Origin of the sequence: Pseudomonas sp., from assembly GCF_032058845.1 — a bacterium.
In the GTDB taxonomy this organism is placed as follows: Bacteria; Pseudomonadota; Gammaproteobacteria; order Pseudomonadales; family Pseudomonadaceae; genus Aquipseudomonas.
This window is the reverse complement of sequence record NZ_DAMCCR010000086.1, coordinates 1-18,569: the sequence shown is the minus strand read 5'-3', so window position 1 is coordinate 18,569 and position 18,569 is coordinate 1. Positions and strand designations below refer to the sequence as shown.

General features: G+C 63.8%; 21 protein-coding genes and 1 pseudogene. 7 read left to right on the top strand and 15 right to left on the bottom strand.

Features of this window, described 5'->3' with window-relative positions; all coding sequences use genetic code 11:
• From RT028_RS15665 to RT028_RS15610, 12 genes are all read right to left on the bottom strand, one after another.
• Window positions 1-469, bottom strand: a 469-nt coding sequence (locus RT028_RS15665) for a rod-binding protein (protein ID WP_312936034.1), incomplete at its 3' end; no start/stop codon positions are given.
• A 10-nt stretch (window positions 470-479) separates the two neighbouring features.
• On the bottom strand, window positions 480-1,589 hold the full coding sequence (locus RT028_RS15660; protein ID WP_312936033.1) for a flagellar basal body P-ring protein FlgI: 1,110 nt from the start codon (window positions 1,587-1,589) through the stop codon (window positions 480-482).
• A gap of 11 nt (window positions 1,590-1,600) precedes the next feature.
• Window positions 1,601-2,296 (bottom strand): flagellar basal body L-ring protein FlgH, encoded by a 696-nt coding sequence (flgH, locus tag RT028_RS15655; RefSeq protein ID WP_312936032.1) that lies wholly within the window; start codon window positions 2,294-2,296, stop codon window positions 1,601-1,603.
• 44 nt (window positions 2,297-2,340) lie between these two features.
• Window positions 2,341-3,126, bottom strand: coding sequence for a flagellar basal-body rod protein FlgG (flgG, locus tag RT028_RS15650; protein ID WP_312936031.1), 786 nt, complete (start codon window positions 3,124-3,126; stop codon window positions 2,341-2,343).
• Window positions 3,127-3,174: 48 nt separating this feature from the next.
• Entirely contained in the window at window positions 3,175-3,915 is a 741-nt protein-coding gene (locus tag RT028_RS15645) for a flagellar basal body rod protein FlgF (protein ID WP_312936030.1), read from the bottom strand.
• 411 nt (window positions 3,916-4,326) lie between these two features.
• Complete coding sequence (locus tag RT028_RS15640; RefSeq protein ID WP_312936029.1) at window positions 4,327-4,518, bottom strand: hypothetical protein; 192 nt, start codon at window positions 4,516-4,518, stop codon at window positions 4,327-4,329.
• A 468-nt stretch (window positions 4,519-4,986) separates the two neighbouring features.
• Window positions 4,987-6,306 (bottom strand): flagellar hook protein FlgE, encoded by a 1,320-nt coding sequence (gene flgE / locus RT028_RS15635; RefSeq protein ID WP_312936028.1) that lies wholly within the window; start codon window positions 6,304-6,306, stop codon window positions 4,987-4,989.
• A gap of 29 nt (window positions 6,307-6,335) precedes the next feature.
• Window positions 6,336-7,028, bottom strand: a complete 693-nt coding sequence (locus RT028_RS15630; RefSeq protein ID WP_312936027.1) for a flagellar hook assembly protein FlgD — start codon at window positions 7,026-7,028, stop codon at window positions 6,336-6,338.
• A 13-nt stretch (window positions 7,029-7,041) separates the two neighbouring features.
• The gene (flgC, locus tag RT028_RS15625) at window positions 7,042-7,482 is read right to left on the bottom strand and encodes a flagellar basal body rod protein FlgC (protein ID WP_312936026.1); all 441 of its coding nucleotides are present in this window, start codon (window positions 7,480-7,482) and stop codon (window positions 7,042-7,044) included.
• Between the two features lie 2 nt (window positions 7,483-7,484).
• On the bottom strand, window positions 7,485-7,892 hold the full coding sequence (flgB, locus tag RT028_RS15620; RefSeq protein WP_312936025.1) for a flagellar basal body rod protein FlgB: 408 nt from the start codon (window positions 7,890-7,892) through the stop codon (window positions 7,485-7,487).
• A gap of 578 nt (window positions 7,893-8,470) precedes the next feature.
• The gene (gene cheR, locus RT028_RS15615) at window positions 8,471-9,298 is read right to left on the bottom strand and encodes a protein-glutamate O-methyltransferase CheR (protein WP_312936024.1); all 828 of its coding nucleotides are present in this window, start codon (window positions 9,296-9,298) and stop codon (window positions 8,471-8,473) included.
• A gap of 51 nt (window positions 9,299-9,349) precedes the next feature.
• Window positions 9,350-10,279 (bottom strand): chemotaxis protein CheV, encoded by a 930-nt coding sequence (locus tag RT028_RS15610; protein WP_312936023.1) that lies wholly within the window; start codon window positions 10,277-10,279, stop codon window positions 9,350-9,352.
• 63 nt (window positions 10,280-10,342) lie between these two features.
• Here RT028_RS15610 and flgA point away from each other — a divergent pair, with 63 nt between their 5' ends.
• The 4 genes from flgA (at window position 10,343) to RT028_RS15590 (ending at window position 12,903) form a co-directional block, all read left to right on the top strand.
• Window positions 10,343-11,095 (top strand): flagellar basal body P-ring formation chaperone FlgA, encoded by a 753-nt coding sequence (gene flgA / locus RT028_RS15605; protein WP_312936022.1) that lies wholly within the window; start codon window positions 10,343-10,345, stop codon window positions 11,093-11,095.
• Window positions 11,096-11,247: 152 nt separating this feature from the next.
• Window positions 11,248-11,559 carry a flagellar biosynthesis anti-sigma factor FlgM gene (gene flgM, locus RT028_RS15600; RefSeq protein ID WP_312936021.1) on the top strand — a complete coding sequence of 104 codons (312 nt, stop codon included), beginning with the start codon at window positions 11,248-11,250 and terminating at the stop codon, window positions 11,557-11,559.
• A 44-nt stretch (window positions 11,560-11,603) separates the two neighbouring features.
• Window positions 11,604-12,071, top strand: a complete 468-nt coding sequence (locus tag RT028_RS15595) for a flagellar protein FlgN (protein ID WP_312936020.1) — start codon at window positions 11,604-11,606, stop codon at window positions 12,069-12,071.
• Between the two features lie 88 nt (window positions 12,072-12,159).
• The gene (locus RT028_RS15590; protein WP_312936019.1) at window positions 12,160-12,903 is read left to right on the top strand and encodes a flagellar regulator YcgR PilZN domain-containing protein; all 744 of its coding nucleotides are present in this window, start codon (window positions 12,160-12,162) and stop codon (window positions 12,901-12,903) included.
• A 370-nt stretch (window positions 12,904-13,273) separates the two neighbouring features.
• Here RT028_RS15590 and RT028_RS15585 read toward each other — a convergent pair whose 3' ends face one another.
• The 3 genes and pseudogenes from RT028_RS15585 to bkdR all read right to left on the bottom strand — a co-directional run bounded on the left by RT028_RS15585 (window position 13,274) and on the right by bkdR (window position 15,435).
• Window positions 13,274-14,632, bottom strand: a complete 1,359-nt coding sequence (locus tag RT028_RS15585; protein WP_312936018.1) for an MFS transporter — start codon at window positions 14,630-14,632, stop codon at window positions 13,274-13,276.
• Between the two features lie 118 nt (window positions 14,633-14,750).
• Window positions 14,751-14,951, bottom strand: a pseudogene (locus RT028_RS15580) (glutamine synthetase); the annotation flags it as partial.
• Window positions 14,950-15,435, bottom strand: coding sequence for a Bkd operon transcriptional regulator BkdR (gene bkdR, locus RT028_RS15575; protein WP_312936017.1), 486 nt, complete (start codon window positions 15,433-15,435; stop codon window positions 14,950-14,952). The pseudogene RT028_RS15580 and the gene bkdR, both read right to left, overlap by 2 nt.
• Window positions 15,436-15,632: 197 nt before the next feature.
• On the opposite strand from bkdR, the gene RT028_RS15570 reads away from it, so the two are divergent.
• From RT028_RS15570 to RT028_RS15560, 3 genes are all read left to right on the top strand, one after another.
• Window positions 15,633-16,865 carry a 3-methyl-2-oxobutanoate dehydrogenase (2-methylpropanoyl-transferring) subunit alpha gene (locus RT028_RS15570; protein WP_312936016.1) on the top strand — a complete coding sequence of 411 codons (1,233 nt, stop codon included), beginning with the start codon at window positions 15,633-15,635 and terminating at the stop codon, window positions 16,863-16,865.
• A 1-nt stretch (window position 16,866) separates the two neighbouring features.
• Window positions 16,867-17,925, top strand: coding sequence for an alpha-ketoacid dehydrogenase subunit beta (locus RT028_RS15565; protein ID WP_312936015.1), 1,059 nt, complete (start codon window positions 16,867-16,869; stop codon window positions 17,923-17,925).
• Window positions 17,926-18,569, top strand: a 644-nt coding sequence (locus RT028_RS15560; protein WP_312936014.1) for a biotin/lipoyl-containing protein, incomplete at its 3' end; no start/stop codon positions are given.

Genomic DNA, 18,569 nt, shown 5'->3' with positions numbered 1-18,569 from the left:
CGTTGAGCGCGGCCACGTCGTTGCGGGCCACGCCGGCGGTTGCGCTGCCCTCGCCCGTGGCTGTCGCGACATGTGCGCCCCACAGCGCCGGGGCATGGCCACCTGCGCGAGACAACGCAGTACTGGCCGATGCCTCGCTGGCCTTGTTCTTGGACAACTGGCGCACCAGGACATCCTGCAAGCCGATGCCGCCGCCTTCGCGGGACATGCTCACGGCCAACTGCTGGTCGTACATGTCGCGGTACTGCTTGACCGTGTCGGTGTTCATTTCGTTATCGTCGGCCATCACGTCGCTGGCTTTGCGCGACGCCTTGAGCATTTCGCTGACGAACAGCGACTCGAACTCCTTGGCCACCTTGCGCACGTTGGCGTCGCTGTCGCGATCACCATGCTTGAGCGAACTGAGGCGATTGAGGTCGGTGTAGGCACCGCTGTCAGGCGTGTTCGATACCAGGCTCTTAGGCGTCATGGGCGCGGCCTCAGATCACGATCAGGTCGGCCTGCAACGCGCCGGCCTGTTTCAGGGCTTCGAGGATCGCCATCAGGTCACCGGGGGCTGCGCCCACCTGGTTCACTGCGCGCACGATTTCATCCAGGGTGGTGCCAGGGCCGAACTTGAACATCGGCTTGGTTTCCTGCTGGGCATTGACCCGCGAGCGTGGCACCACGGCGGTCTGGCCGTTGGAGAACGCGCCGGGCTGGCTGACGATCGGGTCTTCGGTGATGGTCACGGTCAGGCTGCCGTGGGTGACCGCCGCGGGCGACACCTTGACGTTCTGGCCGATGACGATGGTGCCGGTGCGCGAATTGATGATGACCTTGGCCACCGCCTGGCCCGGATCGATCTCCAGGTTTTCCAGGATCGACAGGTAATCCACGCGCTGACTCGGGTCCATGGGCGCCGTGACCTGCACTGAACCGCCGTCCAGCGCCTGGGCGACGCCTGGGCCGAGCAGTTCGTTGACCTTGTCGACCACATGCTTGGCGGTGGTGAAGTCCGGGCGGTTGAGGTTCAGGGTCAGGCTGTTGCCCTGATTGAAGCCGCTGGGCACGGTGCGCTCTACCGACGCGCCACCCGGAATACGTCCGGCCGACGGCACGTTGACGGTGATCTTCGAGCCATCGCGGCCTTCGGCATCGAAGCCGCCGACCACCAGGTTGCCCTGGGCGATGGCGTAGACGTTGCCGTCGATGCCCTTGAGCGGCGTCATCAGCAGGCTGCCGCCGCGCAGGCTCTTGGAGTTGCCGATGGACGACACGGTGACGTCGACCACCTGGCCCGGCTTGGCGAACGGCGGCAGGTCAGCATGAATCGACACCGCTGCAACGTTCTTCAGCTGCACGTTGCCCGACCCTGGCGGCACCTTGATGCCGAACTGCGCGAGCATGTTGTTGAAGGTCTGCAGGGTGAAGGGCGTCTGGGTGGTCTGGTCACCCGTGCCGCTCAGGCCGACCACCAGGCCGTAACCGATCAGCTGGTTGCTGCGCACGCCAGAAATGCTGGCGATGTCCTTGAGCCGCTCGGCGTGGGCGCCAACGGCACAGCAGAGCAGAAGGGTCGCGACAATCAGCTGCCTTGGGTTGAGCATGGTCATCGTTCTCAGAAGGGCCAGAGCGGACTAAGGAAAAAGCGGTCCAACCAACCCGGCTGGCTGGCATCGGCAAAGGAGCCGGTGCCCGAGTAGGTGATGCGCGCATCGGCCACCCGCGTAGACGGCACAGTGTTGTCGGTGGCGATGTCGTCGGCGCGGATCAGGCCCGCAATGCGCACCAGCTCATCCCCGGTATTGAGCGTCAGCCACTTCTCGCCGCGCACGGCGATGATGCCGTTGGGCAGCACGTCGGCGACGGTGACCGTGACCGAGCCGGTCAAGGTGTTGCCCTGGTTGGCCTTGCTGTCGCCCTTGGTGGTGCGGTCGCCGTTATAGCCGGCGCTCAGCGACAGGTCGCCGCCGCCAAACGGGTTGTTGGTGGTGCCCGAGCCGCCGAACAGCGAGGTCAAGCCAAGGTTGGCCTTGCTGTTCTTGGCGATCTGCGAGCCAGCGTTCTTGCTCGCGGAAGTGCGCTCGTTGAGGGTGATGGTGATGATGTCGCCGACCCGGAATGCCTTGCGGTCGGTGTACAGGTTCTGCTCGAACCCGGCCTGATAGATCGAGCCGTTGTTCGCCGCTGCAGGCAGCGGGGTGCGCGGCAGGACCGGCGCATAGTACGGATCGTTCGGCTTGGCCGCCGGTGCCACGCACCCGGTCAGCAGTACCACGCCCCCCAGGGCAACCACGGACAACAGACGACTCATGACGCTTACCTCACGGTGTAACAGGCGCAGGAACGGACGAGGGATCAAAGCTGCTGGGTCACGAACGAGAGCATCTTGTCGGCGGTGGAGATGACCTTGGAGTTCATCTCGTAGGCGCGCTGAGTGGTGATCATGTTCACCAGCTCTTCGACGGTGCTGACGTTGGAGTTCTCCAGGGTCATCTGCTGGGTGGTGCCCAGGCCGTTGAGGCCCGGCGTACCCACCTGCGGCGCGCCACTGGCAGCGGTTTCCAGGAACAGGTTGTTGCCGATGGCCTGCAGGCCCGCCGGGTTGATGAAGTCGGCGGTCTGGATGTTGCCGATCACCTGCGACGCGGCGTTGCCGGCGGTGGTGATCGACACGGTGCCGTCCTGGCCGACGGTGAAGGTCTGTGCGTCATTGGGCACGACCACGGCCGGCTCCAGGGCGAAACCGTTGGCGGTGACGATCTGGCCGTCGGAATTGAGGTGGAAGGTGCCGTCACGGGTGTAGGACACCGTGCCGTCAGGCTGCAGCACCTGGAAGAAGCCGCGACCGTTCACGGCCATGTCCAGCGGGTTCTCGGTGGTTTGCAGGCTGCCGGCAGTGAAGCTCTTCTGCGTGCCGACCACGCGCACACCGGTACCGACCTGCAGACCGGATGGCAGCTCGCTGTCCTGGGTCGACTGGGCGCCGGGCTGGCGCTTGACCTGGTAGAGCAGGTCCTGGAATTCGGCGCGGTCACGTTTGAAACCGGTGGTCGAGACGTTGGCCAGGTTGTTCGAGACGACGGCCAGGTTGGTGTCCTGGGCGGACAGCCCGGTCTTGGCGACCCATAGTGCTGGAAGCATCTAGTGTTCTCCTCGTGCGCCGGTTTTTCGGCACGCGTTCAAGTGTTATCAGCCGATTTGCAAAACGCGCGCCATGGCTTCATCGCCTTCCTTGGCCGCAGTCATCATCTTGATGTGCAGTTCGAATTGCCGGGACAGCGAGAGCATCGAAGCCATTTCTTCAACGGCGTTGACGTTGCTCGATTCGAGAAAGCCCGACACCACGCGCACGTTCACATCCGCGTCGGCGGCCTGACCGCTGCTGGTGTGGATCAGCCCGTCCAGGCCCTTGACCATCCCCTTGGTGTCGGGGTTGACCAGCTTCAGACGGTCAACCACCGCCATGACCCGCGGGTCTTCGCCCAGGCCACGAATGCTGATGGTGCCGTCGTCGCCGACTTCGATCTTCTGCTCCGGCGGCACGGCAATCGGCCCGCCATTGCCCAACACCGGCATGCCGTTACCGGCGCGCAGCACACCCAGGGCGTCGATGTTGAGGCTGCCGGTACGTACATAGGCTTCGCTGCCATCCGGGGCCTGTACGGCCATGAAGCCAGGGCCGGACACGGTGACGTCGAGGTCACGACCCGTCTCGACCATGGCGCCGGGGGTGAAGTCGGTGGCCGGGCGCTCGGTCATGGCGTAGGCGCGTGACGGAAAGCTGTCGCCAAACACCGGCATCGAGCGCGCCTGTTCTAGGTCACGGCGAAAACCGTTGGTGGAAATGTTCGCCAGGTTGTTGGCGTGCGCCTGCTGCGCCAGAGCATTCTGGCTGGCGCCGGTCATGGCCACATAAAGCATCTTGTCCACGGGAAATCCTCTGTGCGGGCAGCGGAACGTTGTCGCTCTGAACGTGCTTAAGCAATTATTGAACCAAGTTTGCACAGACCACTGTTCATGCGGATTTCAGCGGTTCAGCCGGGAGTGGGCGTCAGTTTGCCGGCAAGGGATTGCCGGTGGGGCGGTACAGTGCGGATGACGAGGGGTGCTGTTGCCGGGCTGCGCGGCAGATAGAGCGGGTGGCCAGTGATGCTGGTGTTGGGCTGCGCGGCAGGCAGAGGGGGTGGTCAGTGGTACTGGTGTTGGGCTGTGCGGCAGACAGTGGGGGTGGCCAGTGGTACCGGTGTTGGGCTGCACGGCAGGCAGAGGGGGTGGTCAGTGGTGTTGCCGGGCTGCGGGCGGCGGCGGGCCTGCTGCAGACCCGGCGAACGGCAAAGGCCTTCAGCGGTTGCGGCACCCGGCGTTGTTGAACGGCCCGGCGTGCCAGACCCAACCCTCGCCCGGCTGATGCTGGCTGCACTGGTAGCGGCCGGTGAGCTTGCTCTGCCAGAGGTAGAACGGCGCCGGGGCGGCGTCTATCGCAGTGTGTGCAAACAGCAGGAGCAGTGCGCTGAGTGTGAGGCGTTTGTGCATGTGTAGCGATCCCGCGTTTTTGGAGAGCGTTCACCTGCCGAGATCGAATTGCCTGGGTTGCCAAGGCTGCGCCTTGGATCGCGGCTGAAGCCGCTCCCACAGGACGCGCGCATGCCCACAGGGCGAGAGGGCTGCCGCCAGCCCCAATCTCCCCGCAGAAGCCGCCTCATCGCCAAAGGCCCCAACATCACCTTTGTACGAGCGGCCGGTCCGGCGCTCCGGTCAGCCGCGATGGGCGGCAACGCCGCCCCACATCAGGCATCCCGGTCTAACAGGAGATCGCGGTCAGATTAAGATCAACCCGGCTACTTTTCAGACCATCAGCCCTGCAGACCATTGGCCCATTAGCCCATTAGCCCATTAGGCCATTAGGCCATTAGGCCATTAGGCCATTAAGCACCCAGGCCATCAGGCAAACAGGCAAACAGGCAAACAGGCAAACAGGCAAACAGGCAAACAGGCAATCAATCAAGTCATCTGAATGATGGTCTGCAAAATGGTGCTTTCAGTCGACACCGTTTTTGCATTCGCCTGATAGTTGCTCTGTGCCTTGATCAGGTTCACCAGCTCACCGGTCAGGTCGACGTTGGAATCTTCCAGCGAGCCGCCTGCCATCTTGCCGAAGGTGCCGGTGTCCGGCTCGCCGACTACAGGCACGCCTGAACCGTACGACTCTTTCCACGCCGTGCCACCCACCGGGGTCAGGCCCTGAACGTTGGCAAAGCTGGCCAAGGCAACCTGGCCAATGACCTTGTCGCGACCATTGGTGAAGTTGGCGAACATGATGCCGCTCTGATCCACGGTCAAGCCGGTCAGCTCGCCAGTGGAGTAGCCGTCCTGAGTCTTGGCGGTAGTGGCCGAAGCGGCGTTGTATTGCGTGGTCGCCAGCATGTCCAGGCCCACACCCTTGGCGTTGGCGGTCGCGCCATTGCTGACCCAGGTACCGGCGGCAGTTTTCTGTGCAGGCACCCAGTTGTTCATCTGGAAGGTCTTGTCCTCGCCGATGCTCATGCCGCCGGCCACCGGACCTGCATTCATGGACGCGGTATCGAGCGAGCCATCGGACTTGAACGGCAGGGTGTTGACCAGCGGCGTGGTGCTGGTCGGATCGGCCGGGTTACGACCGTTGACCGTGCTGTACATGGTCCAGCTGTTGCTCGCCGTATCGCGTATGAAGTACTGGTTCAGCTGGTGCAGGTTGCCCTGGCTGTCGTACAGGTCGGTATTGAAGGTGTAGTTGTAGCTTTCGGCGTCGGCCGGATCGAACGGCGTCACCTTCGGCGTGGTGGCGGAGGAATTGAGGTTGAGGGTCTCGCTCACCTTGCCGGTCGGCTTGGGTGCCAGGTTCGCGGTATCGATCTTCAGGTCGGTCAGCGCGCCGCGCACCACATTGCCGTCTGCATCGACCGGGTAGCCTTGCAGCTTGGCCCCGGAGGCGTTCACCACCATGCCGTCCTTGTCGCTGTAGAAGGCACCGGCGCGGGTGTAGATGCGCGAGCCGTTGTCGTTCATGGCGAAGAAACCGTTGCCATCGATGGCCAGGTCCAGGCTCTTGCCCGTGCCCACGATGTTGCCGGTGGTGAACATCTGCGACACCGCATCGGTGCGCACACCGCTGCCGACCTGGGTCCGGCCGCTGGTGCCGCGCACCGACGCAGCGTACTGGTCAGCGAACTCGGCACGCGAGGACTTGAAGCCGGTGGTGGCCGAGTTGGCAATGTTGTTGCCGGTGACATTGAGGGCCTTGTTGGCTGCGTACAGCCCGCTCAGTCCGATATTGAAAGCCATGTATTCACTCCTGCCGACGGGGTCGGCCCTCAGATTCCGATCATTTGTACTTTCGACAGGGCCACACTGCCCAGGCCTGCCAGGTTCAACATCATTTCGCCGCCATTGGCGCCCATGGTCACACTGTTGACCTGGGCTGGCAGATTGGTGGTCATGGCCGTGGACGTGCCTTTGATGTCGGCCGTGGCCTTGAACGTGTACACGCCCGACGCCACTGCTTCGCCCTGGTTGTTCAGGCCGTCCCAGGTGAAGTCGGCCACACCGCCTGCGCGGCTGCCCATGTCGACGCTGCGCACCAGATCGCCCGAGGCGTTGTACACATCCACCTTGACCGCAGCACTGGAGCCACTGAGGTTGACCGAACCGTTGAGCGACTTGCCGGCATCGAGGCTGGCCTTGTCGGTCTGCACCACCACATTGCGCCCCACGAGGGAGGAGGCCTGCAGCGCGGTGGACGACTGGAACCCCTGAAGAATGCTGGTTACCGAGCCATTGAGCGTCTGGATACCCTCCAGGCTGCTGAACTGCGCCAGCTGGGCGACGAACTCGCCGTTGTCCTGTGGGTCGAGCGGGTTCTGGTTCTGCATCTGAGTGGCCAGCAGCTTGAGGAATGCATCCTTGCCCAAGGCACTGCCGGCGGAACCGGTGTTGCTCTTGGTGCTGTCGGTGGCCTGTTGCAGCGAGGTGAGGTAGGCCGAGCCGGTTGCGTTAGTCGTCGTCATGTCGATTCCCTGATCACTGACCCAGCGTCAGCACTTTCTGCATCATGGTCTTGGCCGTGTTCATCAACTCGGCGTTGGTCTGGAACGAGCGACTGGCCGAAATCATGTCGGCCATTTCCTGCACCACGTTGACGTTCGGGTAGTAGACGTAACCGTCCTTGTTCGCCGCCGGATGGCTGGGCTCGTAGCGGGCCTGCAGCTCGCTCTGGTCCTCGACGATGCCCTTGACCTGTACGCCCTGCCCCGCCTGGCCCTGATCCTCGAACAGCGACTGGCCAGCACCGCTGGCCTGCTCGAAGGTGGTGGCGAACACCGGGTGGCGGGCACGGTAGGTCTGGTCGATGCTCGAGGAAACCGTCTCGGCGTTGGCGATGTTCGAGGCGACGGTGTTGAGGCGCGTGTTCTGCGCGCTCATGCCGCTACCGGCGATGTTGAAGACATTGGCAAGGGACATGGTCACTCTCCTCGCAGGGCCGATACCAGCCCTTTGAACTTGCTGTTGAGCAGCGTGAAGCTGGCCTGGAAGTCGAGGGCGTTCTGCGCGTAGTTGGATTGCTCCATCTGCGCATCGACGGTGTTCTGGTCAATCGACGGCTGGGTCGGAATCCGGTACTTGAGTGCTTCATCAGCGCCAGACAGGCCCTCGGCCTCGATGTGCCGGCCGTTGGTGCGGTTCAGGGCAAAATTGCCGCTGCTCTGCTTCTGCGCCTCGGCAGCGAGTACGGACGAGAAGTCCAGGTCGCGCGCCTTGTAGTTGGGGGTGTCGGCGTTGGTGATGTTGTTGGCCAACACCTCGGCGCGTTGGGCGCGGAAATTCATCGCCTGCTGGTGGATGCCGAGCGCCTTGTCGAAGTTGATGCTCATATCAGGGAACCTGCGAGGGTTGGCCGAAGATCGTATGAGCGAGAGATAGCAAGGGTTGTGCCAGAGTGGCAGAAAGCCTTGAAGGCTGTGGGGTTGGGGCTGATCAGCGTACGGCGCTTTGCCAGAAAAGCGGCAAAAGCCTGCCGGCTCGGTGGCAGAACGCGGCAAATCTGCGGCTCTTCGGTCGGCAGATGCCGGGCGCGCAGCGGATTTTTGACGGCGGGCGCTGCAGGTGCGCCGGCCCAGTGGCCCTAATCGCGTTTCATCGTGCGCTGGGCGCCGCCTGAGTGAGGACGGCTTCACCGCCCTTGGCGACTGACCGGAGCGCCGGACCGGTCGCTCAGTCTGCGTTGCGTCTGAAACTCACGCGGCTCCAACCCAAGGCGTAGGAGCGACTTTAGTCGCGAAGGACGGCGAAGCCGGCCCAGTACAGGCATCACTGATCAAAACTGACAGAACCCGCCCAAATTGCATCTATGGCTGGAGGTTCATGAAAGACAGTTGACCCCTACAGATCCCTGCCAAGTGAAAAAATCACGTGCAGTTCCCCGCAAGCGAGCGTGCTCGCGAGGCACCGACTACTTGGCCTGGTAGATGATGCCCGGGCTGCACTGCACCATCTGGTAGTGATCCGGCAGGCCGTTGAGTGCCTCGGAGGCGCCGAGGAACAGGTAGCCGCCCGGCTTCAAGGTGCCGTGGATGCGCATCAGGATGTCTTTCTTCACCTGCGCGGAGAAATAGATCAGCACGTTGCGGCAGAACACCACGTCGAACTTGCCCAGCGCGGCGTAGCTGTCGAGCAGGTTGAACGAGCGAAACTCGACGCGGCTGCGGATCGGCGGCTTGACCGCAAAGCGCCCTGCCCCCTTGCTGTCGAAGTAGCGCTGCAGGCGGTCAGGCGACAGGCCGCGGGCGATGGCCAGGCTGTCGTACTCGCCGGTGCGGCAGTTGTTCAGCATCAGGCTGGACAGGTCAGTGGCAACGATCTGCGCGCCCATTTTCAGCTGACCCAGGTTGCTGCGCTCGAACTCGTCGATGGTCATCGACAGCGAATACGGCTCCTGACCCGACGAACAGGCCGCCGACCAGATGCGCAGGCGCTGCCCGGGATTGTGCTTGATGAATTCGGGAATGACCCGGTTCTTCATGACCTCGAAGGGGTAGCTGTCGCGAAACCACAGGGTTTCGTTGGTGGTCATGGCGTCGACCACCTGCTCGCGCAGGCCACTGCGTGGCTGGGTCTGGATGCGCTGGGTCAACTCGCTCAGCGACTTGATGCCTTGCTGCTCCATGAGTTTGTTGAGACGGCTGGAAACCAGGTATTGCTTGTTGTCACCCAACAAGATGCCACAGGCTTTTTCCAGGAAAACCCTGAACTGTTCAAAATCGGTAGTCGCCGTAGACACTGTTGCCGCCTCTTTTCAATCATGGAAACCGGGAGCGAACTCCCGGGCATTTCAGTGCGTCGCCTTGATCCGGTCGACCACGCGCTGGGCGAGGTCATCGGGCCTGAACTTGGCGAGAAAATCATCTGCACCGACCTTCTTCACCATCGCCTGGTTGAACACGCCGGACAGCGAAGTATGCAGGACGATGTGCAGCTTTTGCATGCGCGGATCGCTGCGAATGGCGGCGGTCAGCGTGTAGCCGTCCATTTCCGGCATCTCGATGTCCGAAATCATCATCAGGAACTCTTCTTCCGGGTGCTTGCCCTCGTCGAGCATCTTGTGCAGGTAGTCCAGCGCCTGGCGCCCGTCGTTGAGCGCGATGACTTCCACGCCCACCGTCTGCAGGCAGCGACTGACCTGCTTGCGCGCCACCGACGAGTCATCCACGGTGAGCACCCGCAGCATCACGGCCTTGTCCTGCACCTCGGCATCGATCACACCCTCGGAGATCGACTCGGAGGTCGGCGCCACTTCAGCCAGCACCTTCTCCACATCGATGATCTCGACCATCTTGTCGTCCACCCGGGTCACGGCGGTCAGGTAGTGATCGCGGCCGGTACCCCGGGGTGGCGGATGGATCTCTTCCCAGTTCATGTTGACGATGCGTTCCACCGAGTGAACCAGGAAGCCCTGCGTCTTGGTGTTGTATTCGGTGATGATCACGAAGCTGTTGCAGAGCTCTTCCTGCAGGCCCGGCAGCCCGGTGGCCATGGACAGGTCAAGGATCGGGATGGTCGCCCCACGAATATTGGCCACCCCGCGCACCACCCGGTGGGATTTGGGTAACACGGTCAAGGGCGGGCATTGCAGCACCTCGCGCACCTTGAACACGTTGATCCCGTATAGCTGTGCGCCATTGAGGCGAAACAACAGCAGCTCAAGACGATTCTGCCCTACCAGTTGTGTGCGCTGGTTGACCGAATCCATTACACCCGCCATGCCCGACTCCTCTTCCTGTTGCCCTGCTACCAAGTCGGCACGGGCTTTGCTTTTTTGAGCGTCATGCACATGAAAACGACAAATTTCCGACGACTGACGCGACTGCTGAGCACCCTGCTGGCGGCTCTGTGCCTGTGGGCACCGGGCGCCAGGGTGCTGGCGCAGGCGTTTACCTCGCCTGAACAGCTTATCGGCGTGACGCAGGGATTTCTTGAGTTCGCCGTAGAGGATTATCTCGCCAGCACGCAGACCCCCGGCCGCTACGAGATTTCAGTCAATCCGCTCGACCCGCGCTTGCGCATGCCGCTGTGCAGCCAGGACCTTGACGCCACGCTGGAAAGCCCCGCGCAACCGCTCGGCCGGGTTACCGTGCGGGTGCGCTGCGCCGGTAGCGGGCCATGGACGGTGTTCGTCCCGGCCACGGTCAAGCTGTACCGTGAGGTGGTGGTGATGGTGCGCCCACTGCGGCGCGACAGCGTGGTGGGTGAAGGTGACGTGGCGGTGCGCGAGCGCGATGTCGGCACCCTCAATCAGGGTTTCATCACCGAGCTGGACCAGGTGGTCGGCATGAAGCTGCTGCGCCCTACCGTGATCGACCAGGTGCTGACGCCGCAGCACCTGGAACAGGCAGAGCTGATCCGCAAGGGCGATCATGTGGTGATCATTGCCCGCAGCGGCAGCCTGAGCGTGCGCATGCCCGGAGAGGCGTTGAGCAAGGGCGGCATGGCCGAACAGATCCGCGTACGCAACCTCAATTCCAAACGGGTGATCAAGGCGCGGGTGACGGCGCCGGGGCAAGTGGAAGTGGCCATGTAGGATAGGGCTGGCAGCCAGCCAGGGCTTTTCCTAAACTGTGCAGCACCGCACACCCGTGGCCAGCCGATGGGCGGCTGCGCATTTGTGCCTAAAGTTTTGCCGGGAATGGTCGAAAACAAGGCAAGCGTCCATATCCCCAGAGGTTTCCGATCATGGTCATTGATTTCAGTCGTTTGAACAATCCGCCCGCCGTGAGCGGCGGGACCCGAAGTAACACTGCCACCAGCGCCGCTGAAAAGCCGGTCGGTGGCGCCGAGGCGAAACCGGCCAGCGCCAGCGGCGAGACGGTTCACCTCAGCCAGGAGGCTCAGCAGTTGAAGACCATCACCGACAAGCTGGGCCAACAGCCGGTGGTCGACAGCGCCCGTGTGGCGCAACTGAAGCAGGCCATCGCCGATGGCAGCTACCAGGTCGATGCCGGTCGCGTAGCGGGCAAGATGCTCGACTTCGAAAATCAGCGCTGAGCCTGCTGCGCTGACTTTCACGGACGTCAACGTTAGGGTTAGTCATGCACGACACGACTTTGCTGCACCTCATTGAAAACGACATAGCGCCGACCCAGGAGCTGCTCGACCTGCTGCAAAGCGAGGCCGTGGCCCTGCACGGGCGCGACATGGCCCTGCTGGAGACGATCCTGGCGCGCAAGCAGTCGCTGATCGTGCTGCTTGAACAACACGGCCGGCGCCGTGCCCAGCTGCTCGCCGAACTCGGCCTGCCCGCCGACCGTGACGGGGTTCAGGCCCTGGCCGCGCAGTCCGCGCAGGGCGAGGTGCTGATGCAGCGGCTGGATGTGCTCAGCGGGCTGCTCGATGCCTGCCAGCAGGTCAACGAAACCAATGGCCGGATCATCCAGGTTCAGCAACACATCACCAGCAACCAGGTGCGTATTCTGATGGGCGGCGAATCCCCCTCCCTCTACGACAGCCGCGGTGGCACCTCGCCTATGGCCCGACGCCGAGCGCTCAGCCAGGTCTGACCTGCGATTAGCCCTATCAAGCTGCCCTCCATACTGGCAAAATGCCGCGACCTGGATGTGATGCTTTTTGCCTGGAGATTGTTTACCCGTGTTCAATGACGCCGATGCTCCGCAGCCGCCGAAGGTGCTGTCCACACCTCTGGAGATCAACGCCAACCTGCGCCAATTGCTCGACAGCCACGACCCCCTGATTCTCACCTTCCCCGAGCGCAGCCAGCGCTTCCAGAGCTATGTGGTGCATGTCGACAAGGACAGCGATGTCCTGGCGCTGGACGAGCTGATGCCGCGCGATGGCGAACGCTTCATCGAGAACGGCGAGCCGTTTCGTATCGAAGGTTTTCACGACGGGGTACGCGTGGCCTGGGAATGCAATCACGCCCTGACCATCACCGAAGTCGACGGCCACCGCTGCTACCGCGGCCCGCTGCCCACGGAAATCACCTATCACCAGCGCCGCAATGCCTTCCGCGCGGCGCTGAAGCTGTCGCAACTGGTCGACATCGTGGTCGACGGCAAGCACCTGCGCGGCGACGGTGCACTGCGCGGCAAGCTCCTCGACATCTCGGCCACCGGCTGCAAACTGCGCTTCGAGGGCGATGTCGAAACCCGCCTGCAACTGGGCCAGGTGTATGAGCGGATGAAAGCGGGATCGCCGCTGGGGTTGAACGATGTGATGGTGGAGCTGCGTCACCTGCACTATGAGGAACGCATCAACACCACCTTTGCCGGCGTGCGCTTTCACAACCTCACCGGTCAGGCGCAGCGGCGCATCGAAAGTTTTGTCTACCAGCTGCAACGCGAAGCGCGGCGCTTCGACAAGGACGATTACTAAGGCGCTGCGGATCGCACAGCCCGCCCCAGGTCCTTCAACAGGCGCCCGGCCCGCGAAGACTTGCCCAGTTCCACCCCAGACACAGCCCCCCTGTGGGAGCGACCGGTCCGGCGCTCCGGTCAGTCGCGATGGCCGGCAAAGCCGGCCTGATTCAGGCGTCTCGTACCGCAGGTGAATCGAGGTGGCCACTTTGGGCCGGCTTTGCCGGCCATCGCGACTGAAGTCGCTCCCACAGGGGGCAGTGTGTTGGTCAGGGCGAGCACGGTCGAGGTAGAAGCGACCGGTCCGGCGCTCCGGTCAGTCGCGATGGCCCGCAACGCGGGCCCAATGCTCACAACGCCACAGGCTCAGCAGCACACCGTCGATGGCCTCAAGGCTTGGCATGATCATCATTGGCGTGCCCCGGTGCCGGTCCCTGTGCCTGCTGCACCTCCTCGTCCTCGTCCTCCGCCTCGGTATCCTCCGCCGCCACCGGCGCCTGCATCACGTCTTGCACGGTCTGCTCGTCGACCCGTGGGTCGAGTGCCGCCGACAGTGGCGAGCCGGCGGCTGGCATGGCCACGTGGCTCAGCGGCGCGTCGTCGACCTGGTGCAGGCCGGTCACTGCCTGCGGGCGAATACGCCATACCAGCACCAGGGCGAAGAAGGCGAAGAACGCATAGAGCATCTGCGCACCGAACAGCTTCATCAGCACACCGGCCGCCAGCGGCCCCATGCTGGCGCCCACGCCATAGGTGACCAGCAACATGGCGGTCAGCGACACCCGTCGCTCGCTCTCGACGTGGTCGTTGGAGAACGCCACGGCCAGCGGGTACAGCCCGAACTGCAGCAGGGAAATCGCGAAGCCCATACCAAACAGCAACTCCAGCGGCACGGAGGGGAAAATCGCCAGGGGCAGCGCAGCGACCGCCAGCCCGCAGGCCACCACGCGGATCAGCAAGGCGCGGTCGTAACGGTCGGACAACCAGCCCAATGGCCACTGCACCACCAGACCGGCAAAGATGCAGCAGCCCATGAACAGACCGATCTGCTCGGTGCTCAGGCCCTGGCTGGAGGCATACAGCGGCGCCAGGCCGTAGAACGCACCGACGATCAGGCCCGCGCCCAATACGGTCGACAACGATTGCGGGACACGCTTGATGAAGAACAGCGGGTCCATGGGCGCCGGGTGCAGGGGCGCGGGGTGAATACGCCGGGTCATGGCCACGGGCACCAGGCACAGGGCAAAGCACATGGCCACCAGCATGAGCAGCTCCAGACCCAACTGCGGGTGCACGACCAGAATCAGCTGGCCCAGCACCAGGCCCAGGTAGGAGGCGATCATGTAGCAGCTGAACACTGCACCACGCTGCTTGGCATCGGCCTGCTCGTTGAGCCAGCTTTCCAGCACCATGTACTGGCACATCATCCCCAGGCCCACCACCATCCGCAGCCCCACCCACGCCGGCAGCCAGTCGGTCAGGCCATGGCCGAGCACCGCCGCGCCGACGATCCCGGCGCAGGTCGCATACGCCCGGATATGGCCGACCCGGGCAATCAGCCGGTGGCCCACCTTGCCGCCAACGGCCAGGCCGAAATAGTTGGCCGCCATCAGCGCACCCGCCCACAGGCTGTCGGCCTCGTCGGCCGCCAGGCGCAAGGCCAGGTAGGTACTGAGCAGGCCCGAGCCGATCAACATCATCAGCGCAGCGAAATACAGCGAGCGAAACGACTTCCAGATAGTGCGCATACGTCCCTGGCGGGCTCCCGGGTCAGGTGAAGTCCAGCGGGCCAACCTCCCCCGCTGTGGTGCATCGTCCCAGGAAAGATCCCCCGGGGCGGCGCGATGAATCATGGTCCTGTCGTGATCAGGCCTGGGCGGCAAGTACGCGGCGTTCCCATGGGGTGATCTGGTTGAGAAAATCTGTCAGTTCGAGGGTCTTGGTGGCAACACAGCCTTCGATGAACGCCGCGCCGAACAGTTCCCGTGCCAATGCGCTGCCGCTCAGCCGCTGCCGGGCGGCATACGAGGTGCAGGGCCATTGCCGATGCGCCGGCACAGCGGATTCATTCACGCAAGGTCAGGCCGTTGGCCGGCAGCGGCAGCGCGGTCTTGTAGCGCACCTGCTTGAGGGCGAAGCTGGAACGGATGTTGGCCACCCCCGGCAGGCGCGTGAGGTAGTCAAGAAAGCGCTCCAGCGCCTGGATGCTCGGCAGCAGGACGCGCAGCAGGTAGTCCGGGTCGCCCGTCATCAGGTAGCACTCCATCACCTCGGCACGCTCGGCGATTTCCTCTTCGAAACGGTGCAGCGACTGTTCCACCTGCTTCTCCAGGCTGACATGGATGAACACATTGACGTCCAGCCCGAGCACTTCAGGTGACAGCAGCGTGACTTGCTGGCGAATCAGCCCCGACTCCTCCATGGCCCGCACGCGGTTGAAACACGGCGTGGGGGAGAGGTTGACCGAGCGTGCCAGCTCGGCATTGGTGATACGGGCGTTTTCCTGAAGGCTGTTGAGAATGCCGATATCGGTGCGATCGAGTTTGCGCATGAGACAAATTCACCGGATTTTTATGGTTGTACGGAATGTTTATCTGCGCCGTAGGCGAAAGGCAATGAACATCAGAGAAAAAATCTGCGGCCGAACTTCTACCCTATAAGCAACGCTGGCCGGCCCTGCTCCACCGCTTGCCTGCCAGATCGCTGCACAGCTCACAAAAACAATGACCCGAGCGAGCGTAGACAAGCATGAACGAGTACGCCCCCCTGCGGCTGCACGTGCCCGAGCCCACCGGCCGGCCCGGCTGCCAGACCGATTTCTCGTACCTGCACCTGAGTGATGCCGGCCAGGTGCGCAAACCCCCCATCGACGTCGATGCGGCCGACACCGGCGATTTATGCACCGGCCTGATCCGCGTGCTCGATGGCGAGGGCAACGCCCTTGGCCCATGGGCCGAAGACATCGACCCGCAACTGCTGCGCCGCGGCCTGCGGGCGATGCTCAAGACGCGCATCTTCGACAGCCGCATGGTGATCGCCCAGCGCCAGAAAAAGATGTCGTTCTACATGCAGAGCCTGGGCGAGGAAGCCATCGGCAGCGCCCAGGCCCTGGCACTCAATCGCACCGACATGTGCTTCCCTACCTATCGCCAGCAGAGCATCCTCATGGCCCGCGACGTCTCGCTGGTGGAGATGATCTGCCAGTTGCTGTCGAACGAGCGCGACCCGCTCAAGGGCCGCCAGTTGCCCATCATGTACTCGGTGCGCGAGGCTGGCTTCTTCACCATCAGCGGCAACCTCGCCACGCAGTTCGTGCAGGCCGTCGGCTGGGCCATGGCCTCGGCGATCAAGGGCGACACCAAGATCGCCTCGGCGTGGATCGGTGACGGCGCCACGGCCGAATCGGACTTCCACAACGCCCTGACCTTTGCCCACGTCTACCGCGCGCCGGTGATCCTCAACGTGGTCAACAACCAATGGGCCATTTCCACCTTCCAGGCCATTGCCGGCGGTGAGGCCAGCACCTTTGCCGGCCGCGGCGTGGGCTGCGGCATCGCCTCACTGCGGGTCGATGGCAACGACTTCATCGCGGTCTACGCCGCCTCGCGCTGGGCAGCCGAACGCGCCCGCCGCGGCCTGGGGCCGACCCTGATCGAATGGGTGACCTACCGCGCCGGCCCGCACTCCACCTCCGACGACCCCTCCAAGTACCGCCCCGCCGATGAGTGGCGCCACTTCCCGCTGGGTGACCCGATTGCCCGGCTCAAGCAGCACCTGATCGCCAGCGGTCACTGGAGCGAAGAGGAACACACCACTGTGAGCGGCGAACTGGAAGCCGAGGTCATCGCCGCACAGAAGCAGGCCGAGCAGTACGGCACCCTGGCCAACGGCCAGATCCCCAGCGCCGCTTCGATGTTCGAGGATGTGTACAAGGACATGCCCGATCACCTGCGCCGTCAGCGCCAGCAACTGGGGGTCTGAAATGAACGATCACACCAGCACCATCACGCCGGAAACCGCCACCGCCACGACCACCATGACCATGATCCAGGCCCTGCGCTCGGCCATGGACATCATGCTCGAGCGTGACGACGACGTGGTCATCTACGGCCAGGACGTCGGCTACTTCGGCGGCGTGTTCCGCTGTACCGAAGGGCTGCAACGCAAGTACGGCACCTCACGGGTCTTCGACGCACCGATTTCAGAATGCGGCATCGTCGGCACCGCTGTGGGCATGGGCGCCTATGGCCTGCGCCCGGTGGTGGAAATCCAGTTCGCCGACTACGTGTACCCGGCCTACGACCAGATCGTCTCGGAGATGGCCCGCCTGCGCTACCGCTCGGCCGGCGAGTTCATTTCCCCACTGACCCTGCGCATGCCCTGCGGCGGCGGCATCTACGGCGGCCAGACCCACAGCCAGAGCCCGGAAGCGACCTTCACCCAGGTCTGCGGCCTGCGCACGGTGATGCCGTCCAACCCGTATGACGCAAAAGGCTTGCTGATCGCCTCTATCGAATGTGACGACCCAGTGATCTTTCTAGAGCCCAAACGCCTCTACAACGGGCCGTTCGACGGCCACCACGACCGCCCGGTGACGCCGTGGGCGAAGCACCCGCAAAGCGCAGTGCCCGACGGCTATTACACCGTGCCGCTGGACAAGGCGGTGATCACCCGCCCCGGCAACGACGTCACCGTGCTGACCTACGGCACCACGGTCTACGTGGCCCAGGTGGCCGCCGAAGAAAGCGCCGTGGACGCCGAAGTGATCGACCTGCGCAGCCTGTGGCCACTGGACCTGGACACCATCGTCGCGTCAGTCAGGAAGACCGGGCGCTGCGTGGTGGTGCACGAGGCCACGCGCACCTGCGGCTTTGGCGCCGAGCTGATCGCGCTGGTGCAGGAACACTGCTTCCACCACCTGGAGGCGCCGATCGAGCGCGTCACCGGGTGGGACACGCCCTACCCCCATGCCCAGGAATGGGCGTATTTCCCAGGCCCGTCGCGGGTGGGCGCGGCATTGAAAAAAGTCATGGAGGCCTGAATGGGCACGCACGTCATCAAGATGCCGGACATCGGCGAAGGCATCGCACAGGTCGAGCTGGTGGAGTGGTACGTCAAGGTCGGCGATGTGGTCAGTGAAGACCAGGTGGTGGCCGATGTCATGACCGACAAGGCCACGGTGGAAATCCCCTCGCCGGTCCACGGCACGGTGATCGCGCTGGGCGGGCAGCCGGGCGAGGTCATGGCGGTGGGCAGTGAGCTGATTCGGATCGAGGTGCAAGGCAGCGGCAATCATGTCGATGCGCCCACGGCGCAGCGCCAGGCGCACGCCACAGGTAACGCGATGCGCGCCGCTGAAACCAGTACGACGACAGACCACACGCCCGCGCAAGGCGGCGATGCATCACACGCCGCTCACACTGCACCGGATCCAGCCGCGCAGGCAGCCGCCACCCCTCAGCCAATGGCTGGCGCTACGCAGCCTGACGGGTCGCCAGCGACGTCCAACGGCCAGCCAGCCGTCCCCGGCGCAGCAGGCCCTTCCAGCGGCAAATCGCCGAGCGCTGCTGCAACGACCGACACCACTTCACCTCGCCACGCGGCAGCGCCTCACGCAGCCGCACCGCTCGTGCCGCGCCAGGCCAGTGACAAGCCCCTCGCCTCCCCGGCCGTGCGCAAGCGCGC